At 29.9% G+C, this 23,272-nt stretch carries 17 protein-coding genes and 1 tRNA gene; 3 read left to right on the top strand and 15 right to left on the bottom strand.

All coding sequences use genetic code 11. The features are described 5' to 3' along the window. Nucleotides 1-25 precede the first annotated feature (25 nt). The 11 genes from N4A55_RS14040 to N4A55_RS13990 form a co-directional block, all read right to left on the bottom strand. On the bottom strand, nt 26-1,384 hold the full coding sequence (locus N4A55_RS14040; protein WP_293757476.1) for a PFL family protein: 1,359 nt from the start codon (nt 1,382-1,384) through the stop codon (nt 26-28). 36 nt (nt 1,385-1,420) lie between these two features. After that, a complete protein-coding gene (locus N4A55_RS14035) occupies nt 1,421-1,693 on the bottom strand; it encodes an ACT domain-containing protein (RefSeq protein ID WP_293757474.1) in 273 nt (90 codons plus the stop codon). Between the two features lie 23 nt (nt 1,694-1,716). Further along, nucleotides 1,717-2,517 (bottom strand): MBL fold metallo-hydrolase, encoded by an 801-nt coding sequence (locus N4A55_RS14030; protein ID WP_293757472.1) that lies wholly within the window; start codon nt 2,515-2,517, stop codon nt 1,717-1,719. Between the two features lie 98 nt (nt 2,518-2,615). Further along, nucleotides 2,616-4,277 carry a diguanylate cyclase gene (locus tag N4A55_RS14025; RefSeq protein ID WP_293757470.1) on the bottom strand — a complete coding sequence of 554 codons (1,662 nt, stop codon included), beginning with the start codon at nt 4,275-4,277 and terminating at the stop codon, nt 2,616-2,618. Between the two features lie 11 nt (nt 4,278-4,288). After that, the gene (locus N4A55_RS14020; RefSeq protein WP_293757468.1) at nt 4,289-6,346 is read right to left on the bottom strand and encodes a cell division protein FtsA; all 2,058 of its coding nucleotides are present in this window, start codon (nt 6,344-6,346) and stop codon (nt 4,289-4,291) included. A 208-nt stretch (nt 6,347-6,554) separates the two neighbouring features. Next, nucleotides 6,555-8,144, bottom strand: coding sequence for a peptide ABC transporter substrate-binding protein (locus N4A55_RS14015; protein WP_293757466.1), 1,590 nt, complete (start codon nt 8,142-8,144; stop codon nt 6,555-6,557). Nucleotides 8,145-8,162: 18 nt separating this feature from the next. Then, nucleotides 8,163-8,750, bottom strand: a complete 588-nt coding sequence (gene coaE, locus N4A55_RS14010; protein ID WP_293757464.1) for a dephospho-CoA kinase — start codon at nt 8,748-8,750, stop codon at nt 8,163-8,165. A 95-nt stretch (nt 8,751-8,845) separates the two neighbouring features. Then, complete coding sequence (gene polA, locus N4A55_RS14005; RefSeq protein WP_293757462.1) at nt 8,846-11,515, bottom strand: DNA polymerase I; 2,670 nt, start codon at nt 11,513-11,515, stop codon at nt 8,846-8,848. Nucleotides 11,516-11,688: 173 nt separating this feature from the next. Next, nucleotides 11,689-12,534, bottom strand: a complete 846-nt coding sequence (locus N4A55_RS14000) for an anti-sigma factor family protein (RefSeq protein ID WP_293757461.1) — start codon at nt 12,532-12,534, stop codon at nt 11,689-11,691. Between the two features lie 23 nt (nt 12,535-12,557). Then, nucleotides 12,558-13,157 (bottom strand): RNA polymerase sigma factor, encoded by a 600-nt coding sequence (locus tag N4A55_RS13995; protein WP_293757460.1) that lies wholly within the window; start codon nt 13,155-13,157, stop codon nt 12,558-12,560. Between the two features lie 103 nt (nt 13,158-13,260). Continuing rightward, nucleotides 13,261-13,437, bottom strand: a complete 177-nt coding sequence (locus N4A55_RS13990; protein WP_293757458.1) for a DUF6472 family protein — start codon at nt 13,435-13,437, stop codon at nt 13,261-13,263. Between the two features lie 173 nt (nt 13,438-13,610). On the opposite strand from N4A55_RS13990, the gene N4A55_RS13985 reads away from it, so the two are divergent. From N4A55_RS13985 to N4A55_RS13975, 3 genes are all read left to right on the top strand, one after another. Next, nucleotides 13,611-13,694, top strand: a tRNA-Leu gene (locus N4A55_RS13985). Between the two features lie 123 nt (nt 13,695-13,817). Further along, nucleotides 13,818-14,648, top strand: coding sequence for a hypothetical protein (locus N4A55_RS13980; protein WP_293757457.1), 831 nt, complete (start codon nt 13,818-13,820; stop codon nt 14,646-14,648). 381 nt (nt 14,649-15,029) lie between these two features. Next, nucleotides 15,030-17,477: a DUF6359 domain-containing protein gene (locus tag N4A55_RS13975; RefSeq protein WP_293757456.1), complete on the top strand. Its 2,448-nt coding sequence runs from the start codon at nt 15,030-15,032 to the stop codon at nt 17,475-17,477. A 152-nt stretch (nt 17,478-17,629) separates the two neighbouring features. Here N4A55_RS13975 and N4A55_RS13970 read toward each other — a convergent pair whose 3' ends face one another. The 4 genes from N4A55_RS13970 to N4A55_RS13955 are packed head-to-tail and all read right to left on the bottom strand — an operon-like array spanning nt 17,630 to nt 23,270. Continuing rightward, on the bottom strand, nt 17,630-18,895 hold the full coding sequence (locus N4A55_RS13970; RefSeq protein ID WP_293757454.1) for an amidohydrolase family protein: 1,266 nt from the start codon (nt 18,893-18,895) through the stop codon (nt 17,630-17,632). Nucleotides 18,896-18,943: 48 nt separating this feature from the next. Then, nucleotides 18,944-20,173, bottom strand: a complete 1,230-nt coding sequence (gene thrC, locus N4A55_RS13965; RefSeq protein WP_293757452.1) for a threonine synthase — start codon at nt 20,171-20,173, stop codon at nt 18,944-18,946. Nucleotides 20,174-20,217: 44 nt separating this feature from the next. After that, complete coding sequence (gene ade / locus N4A55_RS13960) at nt 20,218-21,930, bottom strand: adenine deaminase (protein ID WP_293757450.1); 1,713 nt, start codon at nt 21,928-21,930, stop codon at nt 20,218-20,220. Nucleotides 21,931-21,959: 29 nt separating this feature from the next. After that, nucleotides 21,960-23,270, bottom strand: coding sequence for an amidohydrolase family protein (locus N4A55_RS13955; protein ID WP_293757448.1), 1,311 nt, complete (start codon nt 23,268-23,270; stop codon nt 21,960-21,962). Between the last annotated feature and the right edge of the window lie 2 nt (nt 23,271-23,272).

The raw sequence follows: 23,272 nt of genomic DNA, 5'->3' as shown, positions 1-23,272 counted from the left end.
TATAGAGAAGCTTACCAATAATAGTTTAATTTTTAAAACTATGGATTGGAGCTGGTATTCTACCGCCTCTATTGATAAGTCTGTCACAACCAAATTCATTTACTGGCATTAATGGAGCATAACCTAGTAAACCACCAAATTCAGCTTGGTCGCCAACATCTTTTCCTATAACTGGAATAATTCTAACAGCAGTAGTTTTTTGATTAATCATACCAATTGCCATTTCATCTGCAATTATTCCTGAAATTGTAGATTCTTTAGTTTTTCCTGGTATAGCTATCATATCTAAACCAACTGAACAAACACATGTCATAGCTTCCAGCTTCTCTATTGTTAAAGCTCCTTTATTAACTGCATTTATCATCCCTTGGTCTTCACTAACTGGTATAAAAGCACCACTTAGTCCACCAACATATGATGATGCCATAACCCCGCCTTTTTTAACTTGGTCATTTAATAATGCAAGGGCTGCTGTAGTTCCGGGTGCACCTACATAATCTACACCAATTTCTTGTAAAATATCTGCAATACTATCACCGATAGCAGGTGTTGGTGCTAATGATAAGTCTATTATACCAAATGGAACATCTAAAGCTTTAGATGCTTCTTTAGCAACTAATTGTCCAACTCTAGTAATCTTAAAAGCTGTTTTTTTAATAGTCTCACATAGTTCTTCAAAACCCTTACCTCTACAAGTTTCCAAAGCCTTTTTGACAACACCAGGTCCACTAACACCTACATTAATAATAGCATCAGCTTCACTTACACCGTGAAAAGCACCAGCCATAAATGGATTATCATCAGGCGCATTACAAAACACAACAAATTTTGCACATCCTATTGAATCACTATCTTTAGTCAAAACAGCTGTTTCTTTTATAGTACTTCCAAGTAATTTAACTGCATCCATGTTAATTCCAGTTTTTGTAGATCCTACATTAACTGAACTACAAACTCTTTCTGTTGTAGCTAGAGCTTCTGGAATAGACTTAATTAATATTTTATCACTTTCAGTCATACCTTTACTAACTATAGCTGAAAAACCACCTATGAAATTAACACCAACTTCTTTTGCAGCTCTATCCAATGTTTTTGCTATAGATACATAAGAATCAGTTTTAGTACTTGATGCGGCAATTGCTATAGGTGTTACTGAGATTCTTTTATTTACTATAGGAACGCCATATTTTTTCTCAATATCTTCTCCAACTTTAACAAGGTCTTTTGCTTTTGTTGTAATTTTATTATAAATATTTTCATTAAATCTATCAACATCAGAATCCGCACAATCCATAAGATTAATACCCATTGTAATAGTCCTGACATCTAAGTTTTCTTTTAATATCATTGTATTCGTTTCTAGTACTTCTAATGAATTAATCATGTAAAAATCTCAATCCTCTCAGGTAGTATTTAATAGTTATAATCTATGCATCTTATTAAAGATCTCTTCGTGTTGAAATTTTATAGTTACACCTATCTTATTTCCTAGCTTATCTAATTCATCAACAACTTCACCAAAAGGTTTTGTCACATTATTGACATCAACTATCATCATCATGTTAAAAAAGCCTTGTACAATTGTTTGAGATATATCAAGAATATTGATATTTTCTTTTGCAAGATAGCTGCAAACCTCCGATATAATTCCTACTCTATCTTTACCTACTACTGTAATAATTCCTTTTTTCATAACTTTAATTACTCCTTTCTGTCTTATACTACAACTAGCTTTGAATGACTACTTCTTGAAGCAACTGATAAATTGAATTTATCAAGGTCAACATGTGAATAACTAGCTAATACTGTTTTAACCGATTCATAGGCTAACTCAGGAAAGTTATTCTCCAAACTAAGATGCCCCAAAATTACATGTGATAATGTATTATTATATAATGTAGATATTAATTCTCCTGATGCTTCATTAGATAAATGCCCTACATCACTCAAAATCCTTTTTTTAAGAAAATAAGGATATCTTCCAACTTCTAAAAGTTTTATATCATGGTTTGCCTCAATAAATAATACATTAGAACCATTCAAATTATCTATTATGTACTCATCATAACACCCTAAATCTGTTGCAACACTTATCTTTTTGTCTTCGCTCTTGAATGTATAGCATACTGGATCAATAGCATCATGAAATGAATTAAAAGGATGAATGGTCATATCATTAATCATGAAGTCTTCATTGGGAAAAATTTCAACATGCAAACCTTCTGGAATTTTTCCTATAGAACTATAGTTAAGTGTAGCGTTCCATGTTTTCTTAGTGGCATAAATAGGCATTCTATACTTCCTCGCATATACACCTATACCTTTTATATGGTCAGAATGCTCATGAGTAATTAATATACCATCTATAGTATATGGATCTACGCCTATTGCATTCAAACCAATTTCTACTTTCTTTTTACTAATGCCAGAATCAACTAACAGATTAGCATTATCTGTTCCAACATATATACAATTGCCACTGCTACCACTGGCAATACTACATATTTTAAGTGCCATTTTAAATCTCCTATCTATATATTATCTTCATTCTTAAATACTATTAAGAAAAGATTAGTAGGCTTAAACCATATAAAGTTTATAGCTTATATTATACATTATAAATTAATATTATCAATAGTTATTCTTCCTCTTCCATTTGCTTTCGAATTGTACATTGCAATATCAGCTCTTTTTAATAAATCTTTTGGATTCTTACATACTTCTGGATAAGAAGAAATTCCTATACTAATATTTATATTAATCAATTTATCATTATGAGCTATTTTCTGCTTAATAATATTGTTATGAATCTCTTTCATTATTTTATATGCTTCATCCATTGTTTTATTAGGAAATATTATTACAAACTCTTCTCCACCGTAACGCCCAACGATACTACCATATCTATTGGCATATTTTTCTGAAATATTTGCAATGATCTTTAATACTTGATCGCCAAAAATATGTCCATATGTATCATTAACCTTTTTGAATTTATCAATGTCAAAGAGTGCTAGTGACAATACTTTTTTATTGATGCGGGCATCTTCATAAAGTTCATGGAAAATTTTTTGTAAGTAATTCCTATTGTATACACAAGTCAAACCATCTATTTTAGCCATTTCTTCCATTTTAGTATATAGATTAGCATTATTAATAGCAATATTAATTTGATTTGCTATACCTTGAAAAAATTGAATGCTATTTTCATTTATCATTTGAGTTGATGCATGTTCAGCAATTAATAATCCATATGTATTTTTGTCATTAAGTATTGGTATTATAACAATAGAACCAACATCTCTCTCAGATGTAAAATCATATTTTCCTTTAATAACCTCATTATCAATATAAGGATCTCGAATACTAAAATATTTATCTAATTTACCTGATTTCATATTGTCTATAAAAGATTTAAGATAGTCTTTCCCATGAGTAGATTTTACTTTGTAATGATATGCATTAAGGTTAACATCATAAATAACTAATGAGCATGTATCTACACCTATAGCACCAAGTATTGAATCAGTAACCAATTCCATCAATTCATCAATATCTAAAACAGAACTTATGTAACTAAGTAATTCATTCTGGATATACATTTCCGCAGTAAATCTATTTAATCTTTCATTAGCTTGTTCTAATTCCATCTTCTGCTTAACTAGCTGGTCATGAACTAATTGAATCTGCTGTCCTGATACAACTAATTCTTCATTTTTATTTTTTGCCCTTAACCAAAGTTTTTTTTGAGTTTTTACTTGCTTCTTCAATTCTTCAGTGGATCCATAAAATATTATGTATACCCCTATTATTACTATTATAATTTGCAACATGAATAGTAGTGGTACAAAGTTTAAATATCCTGTGACTCCACGATATATACTAGTAATCGCTAAAGGCAATATAACTAGAGCATACGTATGATATCTTATAAGTTTACTCTTAAACCCAAGAATGGTGATAACTTCAACACATAGCATAATATACATGATGCAAGCTGAATTAGAAAGAAATCTATTTCTTTCTAATACAACAAAAGAAGTTATAATTAATTGAACAAGTTTGGTAATATAAAATACACGAATATTTTTCAAATAGTCTAATCGTTGAAAAAAAATATTAATGATATATATTACTATAACCATTGTCAATCCATATATAATATATCTATCGCATTTACATAGTAGCTTTGATAATAAAAAATATAATATTATCATTAACGTTATTATAGTATATATATAAATAAATTTCTTTTCATATTTTAGTGTTCGTTCCAAGGCCTATCCCCTCACTTGTCCCAATATATATCAATTTTATCTCCTATACCTATCTTTTCCATGTAAGATGCGTTTTTCCCATTTATTAAACATACAATTTTGCCCTGTGGATTTTTCAAATCAAAATCTATGTAATTAAAAATATCAACAAATATGTAGGATTTTTTTCCATCCAATATTATTTCATCGCCGTTCACATAAACTTTTACTTGTAAAGCATTATCCACTTCTACTTTTTCTTCTTGTGCAATAGATACCTCACTATTAGAATCAGTATTATTATCTATATCATCTGTATCCTTAACTTGTTCTTTATTAATTTTTATATTGATTCTGTCATTCTGATTAACATTGTATTGTAAAGACTTAATTTCACCATTAACATAGATATTAGTATCATCTACACGTATATCTGATATTTCTAATATGTCAATAATAGAATAATCTGTATAGATCTTAATATCATCTTTATCAACTATACTGTAATCCATATCTTTATTCACGTTGTTAACTAACATTTTATATGGTAGATTAAGCTTAGTATCATTCATATAAATATTATATGGTCCATATTTATCAATTATATCTTTAAGTGATAACTGTGGTGTTATTCCATGTTTAGCTTCTTTAAGTATAATATTATCGTTAGTACTAATAGGATAATTAAGACCTACCTCTTTATCATTGACAAGTATAATAGCTGGTTCTCCAGTAGTACCTCTTAACTTTTTATCTTCACCATTTAACTTATAGTGTAAATCTTTTCCACGTCTACAAATAAGATTTTTATGATTAAATCCTTTATAGGCTACTATATCTACTAGAGTTAAGTTATTATTGTTAAATATCTTTAGTTTCTCGCCATTCAAAGAAACATTAATAAAATTATTATTATCTTTATTAATGCCACTCAAACATATACCAACAGGTGTTACCATTTCGGGATTTTTAGAACTTTTATTTTTAAAATATACATTATTAAGAACTTCATATCCTCTAAGAGCAACACGTTCATTTTGTAATCCAAGTTTCTGGGATAATATATTAGTAAATTCCTTAAGCCTTCCTCCACCACCAACACAGAAAACTGCATTTGTAGTTTTGCCTCCGTTAAGTTCCATTATTTTACTACTTATGTTTTCAGCAAGTAAGTCCATCGTTGGCTTTATTTTGTTATATATTTCATCAGAGCCAACTTCATGAGTAATTCCCATAATATCTTTAAAAAATACGGTTTTCACTTTATTAAGCTTAAGTTTAATTTTTTCAGCAGTCTCAAAATCAACTAGATATTCATGTACAATCTGTTCTGTAATTTCATCACCTGCCATTGGAATCATACCATAGGCAATTATACTGCCTTCTTTTGTAATAGCAATATCTGATGTACCCGCCCCAATATCAACTAAAGCAATATTTAATAATCTATATTGTTCTGGAATAGCAATATTTATAGCTGCAATTGGTTCTAATGTAAGATTAGATATTTTTAGATTGCATTTATTAATAACTGAATATAGACTATCTACAACTTCCTGAGGTAAAAATGTTGCAAGTAGATCTACCCCAATTTTATTACCTTTATGACCTTCCAAATTTGAAAAAGTATAATCATTTAAATAATATTTAATTACACTATATCCTACACAATGATATGCATTAACTTCAATTAAGTCTTTATTTAACATATCATGTGCTTTTTCCATAGCCATAAGTTCTAACAGATGGATATGGTCTTTATTTATTACTTGATTGGTTTCCATTTGTTCTTCAACATGAACTTGATAGGTTCTAAGAACTCGTCCTGCAGCAGCGATGCACACATTTTTCAACCGAAATCCTATTTGCTTCTCCAGTTTTGATTTAACTAAGTTAACTGTTTCAGCAACTTTTTCTATATCATGGATCTGTCCATCTATCATAGCTCTTGTATTATGTAAAGCTGTATAATTACCAATTACGTTAAACTTATCATTGTCAATATAGCCTACAATTCCTACTATACTTCTAGTTCCTATATCTAGTCCAAAAACATACTCGTTAATATGTAATATTTCTTCTGATGTCATAGCTTAAATCACCTCAAATGCTTATTACAGAAATTTAAAACACATATCTTTTCTCTTAATTATTATTTGAATCTATCGATTACATACATATACATAATATATAATAACACATAAATAGAAAAAATCTAGACTTTTATATTTTTTTAATTAAAGAGGATTAGATTCTTTTTGAAAATAATCCTCTAACATAGTACTAGTATTTAATTTATCATTTAGAAATATATAGATCTTTTATTCCTTTATAGTTATTATAAATTGAAGGATTTAAACTTCCTTTAACTCTATCTTTAGAAATGATTGCAGATGTTCTGAAAAACAAGCTGAAGTAAGGTAATTCATCTGCAAATAAATTTTTAAATTCTTTAGTAGAATTTAATATATCACTATCACTAATACTGCCAAAGATAGTTTCTAATACTCTATCCATTTCTGGATTATTATAAGAAATAAAATTACTACCATCTTCAATTTGAGATGAATGGAACGCAAAAGTTAAATCAGGTACTACTGAAAGTTTCCATTCTCCTAATAATAGGTCAAAGTCTTTGTTAACTATTTTTTGGTTATATATTCCATTATCAACCAAATCAATGTTTATAATAAAACCAACATTCTCTAAAGATTCTTTAATCTTATTTGCTATTCTTAATCTAAGAGGATTTTGGCTATTGACTAATAACCTTAAGCTAGGTTTCTCTTCTTCTCCATTAGCATCAGCAAAACCAACTGTGGCAATTAATTCTTTTGATTTATCAGCATCTTTCTCATAAGTAACAGAATCACTTTCATTCAGCCATGATTTTGGATGTATTGGATATTCAGTTATATATGCATGATCTAAGAATTCATTTTTTATGATGTCGTTTCTATCAATTGCATAAGCTATAGATTTCCTAATATTTTTATCATTTAATAATGTATTATTAAAATTAAATCCTATGAATGTATAATAATATGTTGGATATTCTGTTAAAGAAACTCCTTCTGTCTCTGCGTAGTCTTGCCAATCAAATTTTGTTGGATTTATTATATCAACAATGTTTTGGTTAAAAGCATCAGAGTCATTATTTTTATCTCTTGTTATTATACATTTTATTTTTTCTACATATACTTCACCATTATACCAATTTTTATTGGCTGTAAGATTAAGTTCTTTCATTGTAGTAAAATCAGCAAATGCATAAGCTCCTGTACCAATTGGTCTCATGCTATTATTTTCGTTAGATTTATAATGATGTTTAGGTATTATGGGAAAATTCATAGTATATAAAGAAAATGCAAACGGCTGGTCAAAATATATTTTAAAGGTATATTGATCCACTGTAGAAGCTCTTTTATAGTTTTTAACATTATCCTTATATATTGAATCATCTGGTGCAGCTTTCAAAGTTTCTATTGTGTAGATAACATCATCAGCTTGCAATTCTTCTCCATCATGAAATAATATATTCTTCTTCAAAGTAATAGTAATTGTAGTTCCAGAATCTGATAATTGATATGAATCTACAAGATTAGGAACTGGTTTTTCTTTATCATCTAATTCAAATAAAGAATCAAAAACTAACTTCAACACTTGATCTACTGTTCTATCAGTATTAACTAATGGATTCAGCGTAGATGGATCCCTCATTAACAATCTTAATTCTCCACCAAATTGTGGTGTAGATTCAATAGGTGTCTCTTTTTCTTCCTGTTGACTTACTTGCGTATTTTCTATAGTGTCTTTATCTGTTGTTTTAGTACACCCACTTAATAGGGAAAAACATAATATCAATAGCATAATTGATAATTTTTTCATTATTATTCCTCCTGTTGACTAATCTAAATATTTTTTCATTTGATTATAAGTAATATCTAATGTATTACTATTATCAATTATCACATCCGCATATTTCCTAAATTCTTTATCTGATAATTGTTTGCTAATTATATTCATAGCTGATTCAGTAGAAATGTTTCTATATTTCAACAATCTCTCAATACGAACATCAATATCACAATAGATATACCAATATTCATCTATCAAAGAATATATTTTACCTTTGCCTAATGCAGTTATTTCTAGAACCATATAACCATATTTATTTTCATTCTTCAATGTGTTGATTATATTCGTTATATCTTCATTAATATATGGATGAGTTATATCTGTTAATTGCTGTAATTCTTTTTCATCAGCAAAAACTAACTTTCCTAGCTTACTTCTATTAATATTGCCATTATCATCCAAAATATGCTTTCCAAAATGATTTACAATCTTTTTATATGCTCTGCTATCTTTCCTAATAACATTATGTGCAATTTCATCAGCGTCAATTATATATGCGTTAAATCTATTTTGAAATAGATCAGATACTACTGATTTGCCGCTTCCGCAACCGCCGATTACTCCAATAATTTTCATTCGATCAACTCCAAGATTATACAAATTCTAATTCATGTAATCTTACTACATAATAGAATTTTTTGCAAATTAATACATAAGTAATGATAAAACTGTTATTTCGTATCATACCAAGTCATTCCCATACTCATATCAACTTCTAACTTTACACTTATATCAACTGCATTTTCCATTTCTTCTACTAAATATTTTTTCACTAATTCAACTTCATCCCTATGGGCTTCTATTAATAATTCATCGTGTATTTGAAGAATTAATCTTGAACGAAGGTTTTCTGATTTTAGCTTATTGTTAATATTAATCATAGCAATTTTAATAACATCAGCAGCACTACCTTGTATAGGAGTATTCATAGCAATTCTCTCACCAAAGGCACGTTGCATAAAATTACTGGAATTTAGTTCTGGAATTGGTCTTCTCCTATTAAGCATTGTTAGGGAATACCCTCTATTCCTAGCAAACCTTATACAATTATCAAGGTATATCTTTACACTTGGATACTTTTTAAAATATTTATCAATATATTCTTGTGCTTCTTTTCTTGTAATATGAAGATCTTGACTTAAACTAAATGCTCCTATCCCATATACAATTCCGAAGTTAACAGCTTTTGCATTACTTCTTTGCAAGCTAGTTACTTCTTCAAAAGGAATATGAAAAACTTGTGATGCTGTCAATCTATGAATATCTTGATGATTGTTATAAGCTTCAATTAACGTTTCATCTTCTGATAGGTGTGCTAACAAACGTAATTCTATCTGAGAATAATCCGCATCAATAAAAACGTAATCCTCTCTTGGTACAAATACCTTTCTTATCTCTCTACCAATATCCATTCTTATTGGTATGTTTTGAAGATTAGGTTCTATCGAGCTGATTCTACCTGTTGATGTAATAGTTTGTTTAAACGTAGAATGAATTCTTGAATCATCTTTGCCTATATAATCAAACAATCCATCTGCATAAGTAGATTTTAACTTAGTAAGTTGTCTATACTCACTAATCTTATCAATTATTGGATGTTCACCTTTTAATTTATCCAATACCTCTGCGGCAGTAGAATAACCTGTCTTAGTTTTTTTGATAATAGGTAATTCTAATTTTTCAAATAAAATAACACCAAGTTGTTTAGGGGATTTAATATTAAATTCTTCTCCAGCCAATTCATAGATCTCACTTTCAAGTAAATCTATAATTTTACCCAACTTGTCCGAGTATTCATGTAACAATACAGAGTCAACTTTGATACCATAAAACTCCATATCAAATAAGACATAGATTAATGGCATTTCAATATCATAAAATAATTGATGCATATTTAGCTCATCAATCATGTGATCTATCTTTTCATAACTATAATAGATAATAGATGCTAATAAAGAACAATAATTAACGAAATCTTCCTCAGGTAGCTCTAAGTATGAAATCTTATTTCTACCTTTTCCCAATAGCTCTTCTTCTGATTTAATAATAACCTGTAGATATTCCTTAGCAATATCATCTATATCGTAAGTATCTTTTGTTGGATTAATAGTATAAGCTCCAACAAATGTATCAAAATATATATTTTCACATTTTATATTATAATCACTAAATATGTGAAGATCATCCTTCAAGCCATGAGTAATCTTTTTAATATTTTTATCTTCAAAAACACTTTTTATTGTTTCAATGACATATGAACTATTTAGTTCATCACTACATTTTATAAAATATGATTCCTGTTCATTATAAGCAATACTAATACCGATAATTTTATGATTCTCAGTCACAATATAATATGCTAATGTTTTTTCATTGGAGAGCTTAGGAACAAACTTGTTTAATTCATCTTTAGTAGATATGGAATGATTGATTACTGATAGTGAGTTATTTTCATCATTATTACCTATAGAAGAATCAAATCTTTCCAATAAACGTTTGAATTCCAACTTTTTGAATATAGTATATGTTTCTTCGTTAAATATATTATCTATTTTCAGGCTATCTTTTTCAAAATCTATATCGCAATCTACACAGATAGTAGCTAATTCCTTACTTAAAATTGCAAGTTCATAATTCTCTTTTAGATTTTTTGATGCTCTAGGTGGCTTTAATTCATCAATATGATTATAAGCTTCTTCTATTGAATGATAATTAGTGATAATCTTGATTGCTGTTTTTTCACCAATTCCTGGAACGCCTGGGATATTATCAGATGAATCCCCCATTAGCCCTTTTAGATCAATAAATTCTGTAGGAGTAACTCCATAAAGGGCAATAACATCTTCATCAAAATAGTTCTCAGTTGTAGTAGTCCCTTTTTTAGTCTTTGGAATACTAATTTTAACATTTTTAGTTGCCAACTGTAATAAATCCCTATCTCCAGATAATACAGTTGTTTCACAACCTGATTTCTCACTCTTATATGCTAATGTTCCAAGTACATCATCCGCTTCATAGCCTTCAACTTCATAAATATTAATATTCATAGCTCTTAATACATCTTTAATTATAGGCATTTGCATTCCTAACTCATCTGGCATACCTTTTCTATTGCCCTTATATTCTTTATATTTTTCATGTCGGAATGTAGGTGCTTTTAGGTCAAATGCAACTCCGATATGTGTTGCATTTTCATCTTTTATTACTTTTAATAGTATATTTACAAAACCTAAAACAGCATTAGTATAAATACCTTCTGAATTAGATAATAAAGGTAATCCATAATAAGCTCTATTCATAATACTATTTCCATCAACTAATAGTACTTTATCTTTACTCATAATCTATTCATCCTTACTTTTATTTGGTATCTATTAAGATACATTAGTTAAATTTTGCTTATCCAGATAAAAATTCTAGAATAATACTATAAGTTATTATAACAAATGAATAACTAATTAACAATGAATATGGATTAAAAAAGCAAAGATTAAATTATCCTTTGCTTTTATTATTATCTATTTAATTTATTTTTTTGTATTTTTATATAGAGTAATGGAATAATTAGTATGATGATAATGCCTATTATAACTATCCACTCATAATTACTTTTTGATTCGCTTAATTCCACATTCTCAATTCCATTGTTTTTATATAAGGCCTTATTATCTTTATCCATATAATTGAATTCTTCATCTTTTAAACCTGCATTATCGTCTTTAGTCAGAACTTGTACATCATTCTTTGTCTCTTCGTATAGAACAGGATTATTAGTATCTCCATCTTCAGCGACTTGAAATTCAAATGTACCTAAATCACCTTCAGTTGTAATTGTTTCATCTGATTTATTTTCATTATTATCAACAGGATCATTATTAAAAGATTTACTTCTAATAGCTGCTCTAGGAGCTGATTCTTTTGTTGCTTCATCTATCATATCTTTATCTATACTATCTTCTTTGATTGATTCTGTATTAACATTATATTGTAATTTATCATCAGTTATTCTGTTAATGTTAGTTTTGCCGATAAACCCAAATACTAATACAATAACAAAAACTGCTGCTACAGCTGTATAATATTTTGCAAATCTATTAAGCCTATATATTCTGTTTTCAGTTTGTATTTCAGTTGAATTTGTGCTATCTATTTTAACCATTAGATTTTTATGAAAATCTGTTGGTAACTCTTTCTCTTCATTAATATCGTTAACATTATCAATCATTGTTTGCAGAAAATGGAGTTCTTCTTTACATTGTTCACAACTAACGATATGTTCTTCAAACAATTTTCTTTCTTCTTTAGATAATTGATTATCAATGTATAACGACATCATTTCTTGAACTTTACTACAATCCATTTCTTAGCCCTCCTTTCACTTAATTAGACGTAATCATTTTTATTTTGTTCCTTTTTTTCTATAATTATTTTTTTTAGACCTAACCTTGCTCTGGATATACGTGATTTTACTGTTCCTATAGATATATCTAATATATCTGCAATATCATCATAGGAATATCCTTTTATGTCTCTTAGTATAATAATCATTTTATGTTCCTCTTTTAATTCATTAATAGATTCTTTAACAAATAAAATATTTTCATTCTTAATTACTTTCTCTTCTGGAGTCAGATCTTTATCAACAAATTGTTTATGTATCACTCCATCTTGTTGTTCTATTGATTCATTCATAGATTCAACTTTATTATTTATTTTCTTTTTTCTATATTCATCAATACAAGTATTAACAGTAACTCTATGTATCCAAGTAGAAAAAGAGGATTTGAAATTAAACTTATCCAATGACTTATAAACTTTTATAAAAACTTCTTGTGCCATATCATTTGCATCATGTTCATTACCGAACATTTGGTAAGCAATATTATAGACTCTATTCTCATAATTAATTATTAATTTTTCAAATGCATCTTTATCTCCTTTTTTTGCCTTTTTAATAATGGTTTTTTCCATATCATGTAGCATTTTAAAGTTGTACCTCCTCTCATTAAAACCTTTTTTCATTTGTAATTTATTCTAATGCAATTATATTGTAACAAAAATCCTAAATATGTAAAGCTATTTAGAGTCATTGTTTTCTTACAATAGTATAGTCATCCCCCATCCGAAACCCTGGACAACCGTTATAGTAACTATATGATAATTTCTCATAGTCGTCTTGATCTATATTCATTGAACAATAATATTCATCAGTTGCTTCATCATATGCTAAATATAAGCAATAATCACATTGATTTTTTTTCAACTTAAACCATCCCTTCATTATCTTTTATTATAATAATAACACAGAAATAAATCTTATTGCAATTTCTCAATTTTGTTGTTGCATTTGTATATAATCTATGCTATACTTGTACAAGTTCGAGGGATAATCTACCATACAATTTGGAAGAAAATTATCGAACATATAGATAACAAGCGGATGTGGCGGAATTGGCAGACGCAGTAGACTCAAAATCTACCGGTGGTGACATCGTAAGGGTTCGAGTCCCTTCATCCGCACTTATAAAAACGTTAATTTATGATTATTCATTAATTGGCGTTTTTTGTCTATACTAATATTATAACAGAAAACTTACTAATCTATCAAAGACATAAACGATTTTTATTATGAGGAGATTAACTTTGAAACCAATAATTAAAAAAGCAATAATATGTCTTATAATCATTTTATTTATAATTAGTCCTTTTTTTCAATACATCAAAAGTATATCAGTTATGAAAATCTATAGCTATTTTTGTGAAAAAGATAGCTTTATTAATGAATTAAATATAGATATAAAGATGCCAGGTGGTCTAGCTACTAGTGAAAAAGACTGGTATCCTTTTGTTATGACATTCAATGATAATGAAGGTTTTTCTTCTTTTATGGATAGAAAAATGAATTTTACGGTATTATATAACTTTGGCGCTTTTGAATATCTAAATGGAGCTTCAATGTTATATAATCCTGATTCTAATTATTATGGTGCTTTTTATGGAGCCTATTTTGTACAAGAAACAGATACCGAAAATCATAGATTTGGATTCAATAATAACGGTGAGATTGATTTAGAAGAAGTCATGCTTCCAGGTACTTATGATATTAATGAACTAGTATTGGGGGGATTTGGATTATATAATCCTATTTCTAATTATAAGATAGATAGTTTTAATGAAGTAGATACTTATATTGGTTATAAGAATTGGTCTGTTATTGATGCTACAGTAATGAGCCACGGATATAATCATAGATATAAGGAAAATTACCAAGCTTATATCCAATACGGAAAACCACCATCAAAATATACTGGTAAGCAGAATTTCCCCATTACCCAATTTAAAAGTAGGATCTATATGAAATATATTGAGGAAAAAAAATGTACAGTTTTTCTATATGCTATTGCGCCTAACATTAAGACTATAGAAAACTGCGATAATAACTTTTTACAAAAAAGTATACTTACGATTAAATAAAAGGTGCTAAGAGCTAAATTATAGCCTAGCACCTTATTTATTATTATTAGATTCTTCTAAATCCTCCTTATTGCTACTACACTAGTTATTACTATAGTCAATATAATAATCATCAGTAACATACTGTTATTTCTAGTTTTGTATATACTTCCATAATCTCCTCATATTACGTTATAATATCCATTAGTAAATTAAAAATTCATCTACAATAAAGTCAATAAATTATATTATATTATACAATAAAATTGCAAATATGACTATTTTGTTGTATAATATAATATATAGACAATCTTCATTATAATACAATACTATATTGTCTAATGCATTAATAAAATGTCGTATATTTAAAAATTCATACCAAATTAAGGAGGACTAAGTTTTATGTTTAAACATTTTTCTAAACTCACAAAACTTCTTTGGGTACTAGTTTTATCACTTCTATTGACATCTTATTTCATTCCTAATCAAACTCTTAATACATTAGCATCTAGTTCTACACCTACACCATATACTTGGAATAATATTATTCCAGAAAAAATACCTTCCCCTAGTAATGATAATGGAAAATTAGTACTATTTGATACTTCACACGGCGGTACTTCTGGTAGTGCTGATTGGGTTATCGACGGTGCATTTTCAAGCTTTGCAGATGCATTAGTAGATGAGGGTTACACCGTAAGAGAATATAGAGGCATCGATAAAAATAATGATGGAGTTATTCGATTTTATGATGATAGACAACCTAGCTTTGTAGCTCTCAATGAATGTGTTATCACTTATGATTCCATAAAAGATGCAGATGTTTTTGTTATGGCAGAACCTAATAGACCTCTTATGATATCTGAATATGATGCTCTAGAACAATTTGTAGATTCTGGAAAAGGAATATATCTTATTGGAGATCATTATAATGCAGATAGAAATCTTAATACATGGGATTCAACCGAAGTATATAATGGATACAATAGATCAACTGATACTGCATATAACATGAGCACAGCATACGGAGATATGCGAAATCCAGGTTCTGCAAGTGCAGGATGGTTAGCAGAAACATTTGGCTTAAGATTTAGATTTAATGCTATTGATTGTTTGAGCGGTGTTTCAGGAATAAAATCTACTACATATTCAGAAGGAATAACTGCAGGAGTATCACCTATACTTATGGCTGCTGGTGCTACCTTATCTATTGTTGACGGCAGCAAAGCAAAAGGTATAGTATACTTTTCATCTTCTGATAATCCTACAGCATGGTCTCATGCTTCAGATACTGGTTTATATTTTGGTGGTGAAAATGAAGGAGCATATGTTGCTATATCTAAACCTAGCTTAGGAAAAGCTGCTTTTATTGGTGATTCTTCTCCTATTGAAGATTCCACTCCAAAATACTTGCGAGAAAATGATGGATCAGCAAAATCTACATGGCCAGGTTGGAACGATACCGGACATGCCGCTACATTAAGTATTAATATCGTTAATTGGCTTGCAACTCCAGAAAATTATATAGGATTTGATGGTGTTAATCATGCCGCAGGTATCCCTACTCCTAATCCAATGATAGCACTTGAAACCAATCAGCAACAAACTGAACCTTGGACTAATCCATCAGGAGGATATGATCCATGGGATACAAATACTTTTGCAGATGGTTCTTTCGGTGCACCTTATCCTTCAACAGGTGGATCAGCTGACTCTGCTTCATTTGCTCTATATCCTGCATATGTTTATGAAAATGAACCTTTTGCCATATCTATAACTGGAGATGCTTCCAATCCATTATTTGGCGCTTATCAAGATGGTGGAAATCAACAAGGGCAGCTATATCTAAATGGTGCCTGGACTTCATCAGGATATAATGCTGTTCCCGTTCCATTACCATCTGCAGTTACAGCAAGGATAGTTTCAGTTGCAAATCCACCTATGAAAATACGAATCAAAGTAAATGGTTCTAAGAAAGATACAAAAACTGTTACAGGTTTATCAACTGGTTATGGCTATTTACAAGGCTCAATATCTGGAAATACAGGTGAAATAGTAGCCGCATCCAAAAACGGTGTTATTCTAGGTACCGCAATGATTGATGCTTCTGGTCAAGTCAATATTGCAGTCAAAGAAGATACTGGTATAACATTATCACTATATGGTTCTGATGGTGTGCTGAAAAATGATTATACTGGAACATATAATGTGGTAAGTGGTCAAACTACAACAATAAATAGTAATCCACAACCTTCAGCACTAACTGTTGCAGAAGCACTTAATGAATCTAATGGTACGAAGATTACTCTTACTGGTTATATCGTTTCTGACCTTAACGGTATCTATGCTGTGAAAGTTGCTGATACTAATAACCCCCAAGCACAGACTATAGCTGTTAAATTGGAATCCAATATGAGAGATAAATTCAGTCCTCTTAATAATCCTGATGCCTTAGGACGTAAGATTTTGGTGACTGGTACTCGTAACGACTATATGTTGCTTCCTGGGCTTAGAAATGTTACATCTATTGAGTTTGTTGATTCTGGTAATCCAAGTCCAAGCGCTTTAACTGTTGCAGAAGCACTTAATGAATCTAATGGTACGAAGGTTACTCTTACTGGTTATATCGTTTCTGATCTTAATGGTATCTATGCTGTGAAAGTTGCTGATACTAATGATCCCCAAGCACAGACTATAGCTGTTAAACTGGAATCAAATATGAGAAATGAATTCAGTCCACTAAAAAATTCAAATGCTTTAGGACGCAAGATTTTGGTTACAGGAACTCGTAATAATTATATGTTGCTCCCTGGACTTAGAAATGTTACATCAATTGAATTTGTTAATTAATCATTAATATAACTCCTCACTACAAAAATCTATGTATTTACACTAAAACAAAAGAGTTTGTAGAATTAAAAATGACGGTAGCTTAACCCAGTTACCGTCATTTCAATTATCAATTTTTATCGTTCAAATTACATTCTAGAACATTTTTTTCTTTAAATGATTTCTCCTTCCAAATAACGTTCAACAATACTATTAGAACTTCCGCAATATAAAAATCTCTGTAACCTCTCCAAAGGACTTAGAAAACTTGTAAGAGGATCCGGATCTCTTATTACCAAAGCATCAAAAAAATAATCTTCTTCGAAGCTACCAACTTTCCCAAAGAAACTACCATTCATCTTAGTTGCTAAGAAGAATGATTCAGGAAGACTAAGTACACGTTCTTTCTCATTATACACATGTCTTATCTTAGAATACTGTATAGCATTGGTAATCACATCAGTCATACTCATTTTGTTACCAGCACCAACATCTGTTCCTAATCCAACATTAATCCCTTCATCCAAATAGTATGTTACTGGCATTATACCACTTGATAAATTGCTATTTGAACTGGGACAATGAACTAGATAGACATTTTTTTCTTTTCTAGCCATCTCAACTTCCTCATTAGTCAAATAAATCGAATGAGCTAGTATAGTTTTTTGATTACCATATAAATGATGTTCCTTATAAACATCAGAATAATTCCTATTATTTGGAAATAATGATTTAACCCACTCAACTTCTTTTTTATTCTCAGAAAGATGGGTTTGAACTGGAAGTTGTTTTTCTATAGACAACTCACCAAGTGTTTCAAGTAATTCGCTAGTACAACATGGTGCAAATCTAGGAGTTATTATAGGTTTAATTAAGTCTTCAGTATTATTGCTACCTTCAATAAATTTTTTTGTCTCTTCTATAGAACACGCTGTAGATTGTAATAGGTCATCAGGTGCATTTTGATTCATATTCACTTTTCCCACATATGCTGATAATTTCTTCCTTTTCAATTCATCTATCAATACATTAGTGCTTTCATTATGAATAGTTGCAAAAATACAAGAACGTAATGTTCCTTCTCTATAAAGGGCATCTACAAATCTAGGGTATAACTTCTTAGCATAATTCACATCGGAAAATAGTGTTTCGTATTTAAAAGTATACTGGTCCAACCATTCAATCAATTCAAGATCCAGACCAATTCCCATTTGTAGATATTGAGGTGCGTGTATATGCAAATCAATAAATGATGGAATTATAATTGAATTGTAACCGTAATCAATTATTGCTACATCTTTGTATATATCAGGTAATTCGTTATAAATGCCTACAATCTTTTTATCATCAATAACTATGTAACTATTTTCGTGTATTTCAAAACTATCTTTTACCTTAGTATAAATGATATGACCCTTAATTGCCTTTAACTTAGCCATATCACACCTCCTATATTTGCTTTTTACTTACAATAGTATAATTAGAATTTAAGTCAAATATTTTTTTAATTGTTCAATATCAGGTTTACATTCAATTTTATCTCCGGCAGCCTTAAGAGCATTTTTTACATCTTTTAATCCATTACCTGTAATAATTACAGAAACTGTTTCATCCTTAGTGATAATACCTTCTTTGACAGCTTTAAAAACACCAGCTAAACCTGCTACACCTGCTGGTTCACCAAATATACCTTCAGATGAGCCAAGAGTCTTCATGGCTTCAAGTATAGCTTCATCAGATACGGTTATCCATGTACCTTTTGAATCCTCAACAGCTCTCATAGCTTTAACAGGATTCCTTGGTATACCAACAGATATGCTGTCAGCAATAGTATTTTCATCTGTAGGTTTAAGAGGTTCATTTTCTGTATAAGCTGTATAAAATGGGCAACACCCTTTTGCTTGAACACCTAATATCTTAGGAATTCTATTTATTAATCCAATATTCAATAAATCGTAGAATCCTCTATATACCCCTCCAATAGTACAACCATCTCCTACAGATACTGCTACCCAATCAGGAACTTGCCATCCTAACTGTTCTGCAATTTCAATAGCTACAGTCTTTTTGCCTTCTACCAAATGAGGATTTATAGCTGCATTACGATTATACCAACCCCAATGGTCAATAGCTTCTTTAGATAGGTTAAAAGTTTCTCTATAATCACCTTTAACAGAAATCACTTTTGCTCCATATATTAATAACTGTGCTAACTTACCTTGTGGTGCTCTCTCAGGAACAAAAATCACAGTAGAAAGTCCTAACCTAGCCGCATTACCAGCCAAAGAGGAAGCTGCATTACCAGTAGAGCTGCACGCAATAGTATCAGCATTATTCTCTAATGCCTTAATGACCGCAACAGCTGAAGCTCTATCTTTTAATGAAGCTGTTGGATTTAATCCTTCATCTTTTATATATAATTCCTTGATACCAATCTTTTCTTCTAAGTTATTGGACCTATATAAAGGTGTCCATCCAACCTTGAGTGTCTTATCTATATCTTCTTCTCTTATAGACATGACATCTTTATATCTCCACATGGTATAGTCTCTATTGTGTTCAAAATATGACTTGGTTAGAACCTTTTTCAATCCTTCATAATCATATTCTACATCTAATATACCTTTTTCACCACATTTAGGACAAGTATATATTTCCTCGTCTTTACAATATTCTCTACCGCAAAGCGTACATCTATAATTTTTAACAAACTTCATAGCTCTATCTCACCTCGTACCAATATCTCATCGTATTATATTTCTTATTCCTCAATATCTACAAAAGAGAATTTATCTACATTAAACAATCCACGATCAGTTAACTTTAACTCTGGTATAACTGGTAATGCTAGAAAGGCTAATGTAAGAAAAGGATCAATATTAGGGTTGATACCCTTTTCACAAGCTATCTTAGCCATTTCTTTTACTTTATTTCCAACAACTTCTACGGAAGAATTAGTCATGAGTCCTCCCACTTCAAGAGGTAAAGTCTGTAACACTGAACCATTGGCACATATTGTAATACCACCATTAACCCTTTTTAACTCTTTGATAGCAACTCTCATATCTTCGTCATTATCTCCAACCACTATGATATTATGAGAATCATGAGCAATGGTCAGTGCAACAGCACCACCTTTTAGCCCATAACCTTCCACTAAGCCCAGTCCTACATTACCAGTTCCTTTGTGTCTTTCAACAACTGCTAATTTTAAGATATCAAGCTTACTGTTATATTTGAAACTATTATTTTCAACATCCACCTTACGGATTACACTCTTAGTAATGATATTATGCTCTATTAACTGAATCACTTTTACAATGGATGATTTTAGAGGTATATCAAAAGTTATATTATCAATATTATCCAAGTTGACTGTATTCAAGACACGAGAATCCTCAATTGTTTCTATATCAAATAAAGCTTCTCCATCTTTAGCTACTAATTGTCCCTTTTTGAATACTTCACCAATACTGATTTCACTTAAGTCGTCATTAAGAATTATTAGGTCTGCATCATAACCAGGTGCTACAGCACCTTTATTTTTTAATCCATAACATTGTGCAGTATTGATTGTAGCCATCTTAATAGCCATAATAGGGTTAATACCATTTTCAATAGCCAATCTTACGTTATAATTGATATGACCTTCTTTTTCAATATCATAAGGTTGTTTATCATCTGTACAAAATAGTATTCTGTGACTATTTTCCGGTGTAACACCAACTATGAGATCTTTTAGGTTTCTTGTAGCTGACCCTTCTCTAATATGGACATACATACCTTTGGATACTTTTTCTTCTAATTCTTCTACTCTAGTACATTCATGGTCTGTCATTACACCAGCAGTCACATATGCATTTAATCTCTTACCCATAACACCCGGTGCATGACCATCAATTATGCCCTCTCTCATCAAATCAAGTTTCTCATATACAGATTTATTACAAGAAATTACACCAGGATAATTCATTACCTCGCCTAGTCCCAATATATTCTTTCTATCTTTTATTTTTTTTAGGTCCTTAGCTAATAATACAGCTCCTGAGTTTTCAAATTCTGTTGATGGAACACAAGATGGTAACATGACATAGACATCAAGTGGTATATCTTCACTAGCCTTAAGCATAAAATCTATACCATCTAGTCCACATACATTTGCTATTTCGTGAGGATCTTCAATTACGGTTGTGGTTCCTTTTGGCATAACAAGTTTGGCAAACCTAGGAGGTGTCAGCATAGAAGATTCAATATGAACATGCCCATCAATGAATCCTGGACAAACATATCTGTCTAATGCATCAACTTCTTTGATACCCTCATACTCACCAATACCAACAATAACTCCATCTTCTATAGCAATATCTGCTCTTTCTATTTTTCCGTTGAAGACATTGACAATTCTACAATTTTTAAGAACAAATTCAGCCTTATTGTCACCTCTAGCTACTTTTACTTTTTCAATAATCGACATAACTACCTCCTTCAGAAACAGTTGATTATTTAATATAATATCTTTCTAGTTAGATATTTACCTTTACCACCAATAAATTCATTATTTTTTATAATGAACTTACCTTTACTTATTGTAGATTCAATCCTACCATTTATTTTATTACCAGCATAAATGTTATAATCACAAGTAGAATGGTCTTCACCTATTATATATGTTGCTAAAGGATCATAAATAACTATATCTGCATCTGAACCCACTGCTAATATACCTTTCTTAGGATATAATCCATGTATTTTGGCAGGACCTATGGTTATTTTATCAATGACCTTATCTTTATAAATGTTATACATGATATTGAATGAATGTTCCACTGATCCAATACCCATTGGTACATCCAATAATTTATCCTTGTTTTTCTCTTTACTGGTAAAAGGACAATGATCTGTACCAATAGTATTAATATAATCAAAATTAGCTCTTAATAATTCACGTTCGTTCTCAGTTCTAAGTGGTGGTGCCATTACATATAGAAACCCCTTTTCTTCTGAGTATACATTAGAAGTAAAATTAAAATAATGAGGACAACTCTCAACAAAAAAATCTTTGTTAAGTAAATCAGGGTAATGCTTGGCTAATGCTTTTATGGTATTACCACTACTTAGATGAACCATATATAATCTTCCATTAAAATGTTTAGTAAACGAAGCTAACTTCAATGCTTCTTTTAGTTCAGATTCTGAACATCTGCTTTTAGGTAGATCTTTAACCTCAAAAACAGGATTTCTATCTATTAGATTATCATTTTCTATATGTGCTAAAACCAAAATATTATTTTCTTTTGTTAACCCAAGTAGTTTTGTTATTTCTTTATCATAGGTTCTTCTATCTGATTCAGAATATGTAGTAAATAGTTTTACAGTTGGTATCTGTAATCTTCTCATTTCATCTACGATATTATCAATCTCATCAATTGGATTTCTAATAGTCACATGAAAAGAATAATCAATGACACTTTTTTCAGCTAATTTCTTTCTTGTATTAAGAGCTTTTTCCACTTCAATTCCAGTAGCTATAGGATCCAGAAAATCAATGATTGTAGTTATACCTCCATAAGCTGCACTTACAGAACCTGTGTAAAAATCATCACATGATGTATATTTACCTACATTCAATTCAAAATGAACATGTGGATCAATAAATCCAGGAAATACTTTTTTGTTTTCTACATCATAGCTCTCTTTACATTCATAAGTTTCATTAGATATCTTTGCTATTTTTTCATTGGTGATATATAAATTCAGTTTTTCATATTTTCCATCAATATACAAATTACCATTAATTATACCTAAATCATACATAG

The sequence above is a fragment of the Vallitalea sp. genome, assembly GCF_025211055.1.
GTDB lineage: Bacteria > Bacillota > Clostridia > Lachnospirales > Vallitaleaceae > Vallitalea.
Note: the sequence above shows the minus strand (reverse complement) of the source record. Positions and strands in the feature narration are given on the sequence as shown.

Coding starts and splice junctions, on each gene's coding strand:
- N4A55_RS14040 (WP_293757476.1), bottom strand. CDS start 1,384: ATGATTAATTCATTAGAAGTACTAGAAACGAATACAATGATATTAAAA.
- N4A55_RS14030 (WP_293757472.1), bottom strand. CDS start 2,517: ATGGCACTTAAAATATGTAGTATTGCCAGTGGTAGCAGTGGCAATTGT.
- N4A55_RS14000 (WP_293757461.1), bottom strand. CDS start 12,534: ATGGATTGTAGTAAAGTTCAAGAAATGATGTCGTTATACATTGATAAT.
- N4A55_RS13975 (WP_293757456.1), top strand. CDS start 15,030: ATGTTTAAACATTTTTCTAAACTCACAAAACTTCTTTGGGTACTAGTT.
- N4A55_RS13970 (WP_293757454.1), bottom strand. CDS start 18,895: ATGGCTAAGTTAAAGGCAATTAAGGGTCATATCATTTATACTAAGGTA.
- polA (WP_293757462.1), bottom strand. CDS start 11,515: ATGAGTAAAGATAAAGTACTATTAGTTGATGGAAATAGTATTATGAAT.
- N4A55_RS13995 (WP_293757460.1), bottom strand. CDS start 13,157: ATGCTACATGATATGGAAAAAACCATTATTAAAAAGGCAAAAAAAGGA.
- N4A55_RS14015 (WP_293757466.1), bottom strand. CDS start 8,144: ATGAAAAAATTATCAATTATGCTATTGATATTATGTTTTTCCCTATTA.
- ade (WP_293757450.1), bottom strand. CDS start 21,930: ATGTCGATTATTGAAAAAGTAAAAGTAGCTAGAGGTGACAATAAGGCT.
- N4A55_RS14020 (WP_293757468.1), bottom strand. CDS start 6,346: ATGACATCAGAAGAAATATTACATATTAACGAGTATGTTTTTGGACTA.
- N4A55_RS13955 (WP_293757448.1), bottom strand. CDS start 23,270: ATGTATGATTTAGGTATAATTAATGGTAATTTGTATATTGATGGAAAA.
- N4A55_RS14035 (WP_293757474.1), bottom strand. CDS start 1,693: ATGAAAAAAGGAATTATTACAGTAGTAGGTAAAGATAGAGTAGGAATT.
- thrC (WP_293757452.1), bottom strand. CDS start 20,173: ATGAAGTTTGTTAAAAATTATAGATGTACGCTTTGCGGTAGAGAATAT.
- coaE (WP_293757464.1), bottom strand. CDS start 8,750: ATGAAAATTATTGGAGTAATCGGCGGTTGCGGAAGCGGCAAATCAGTA.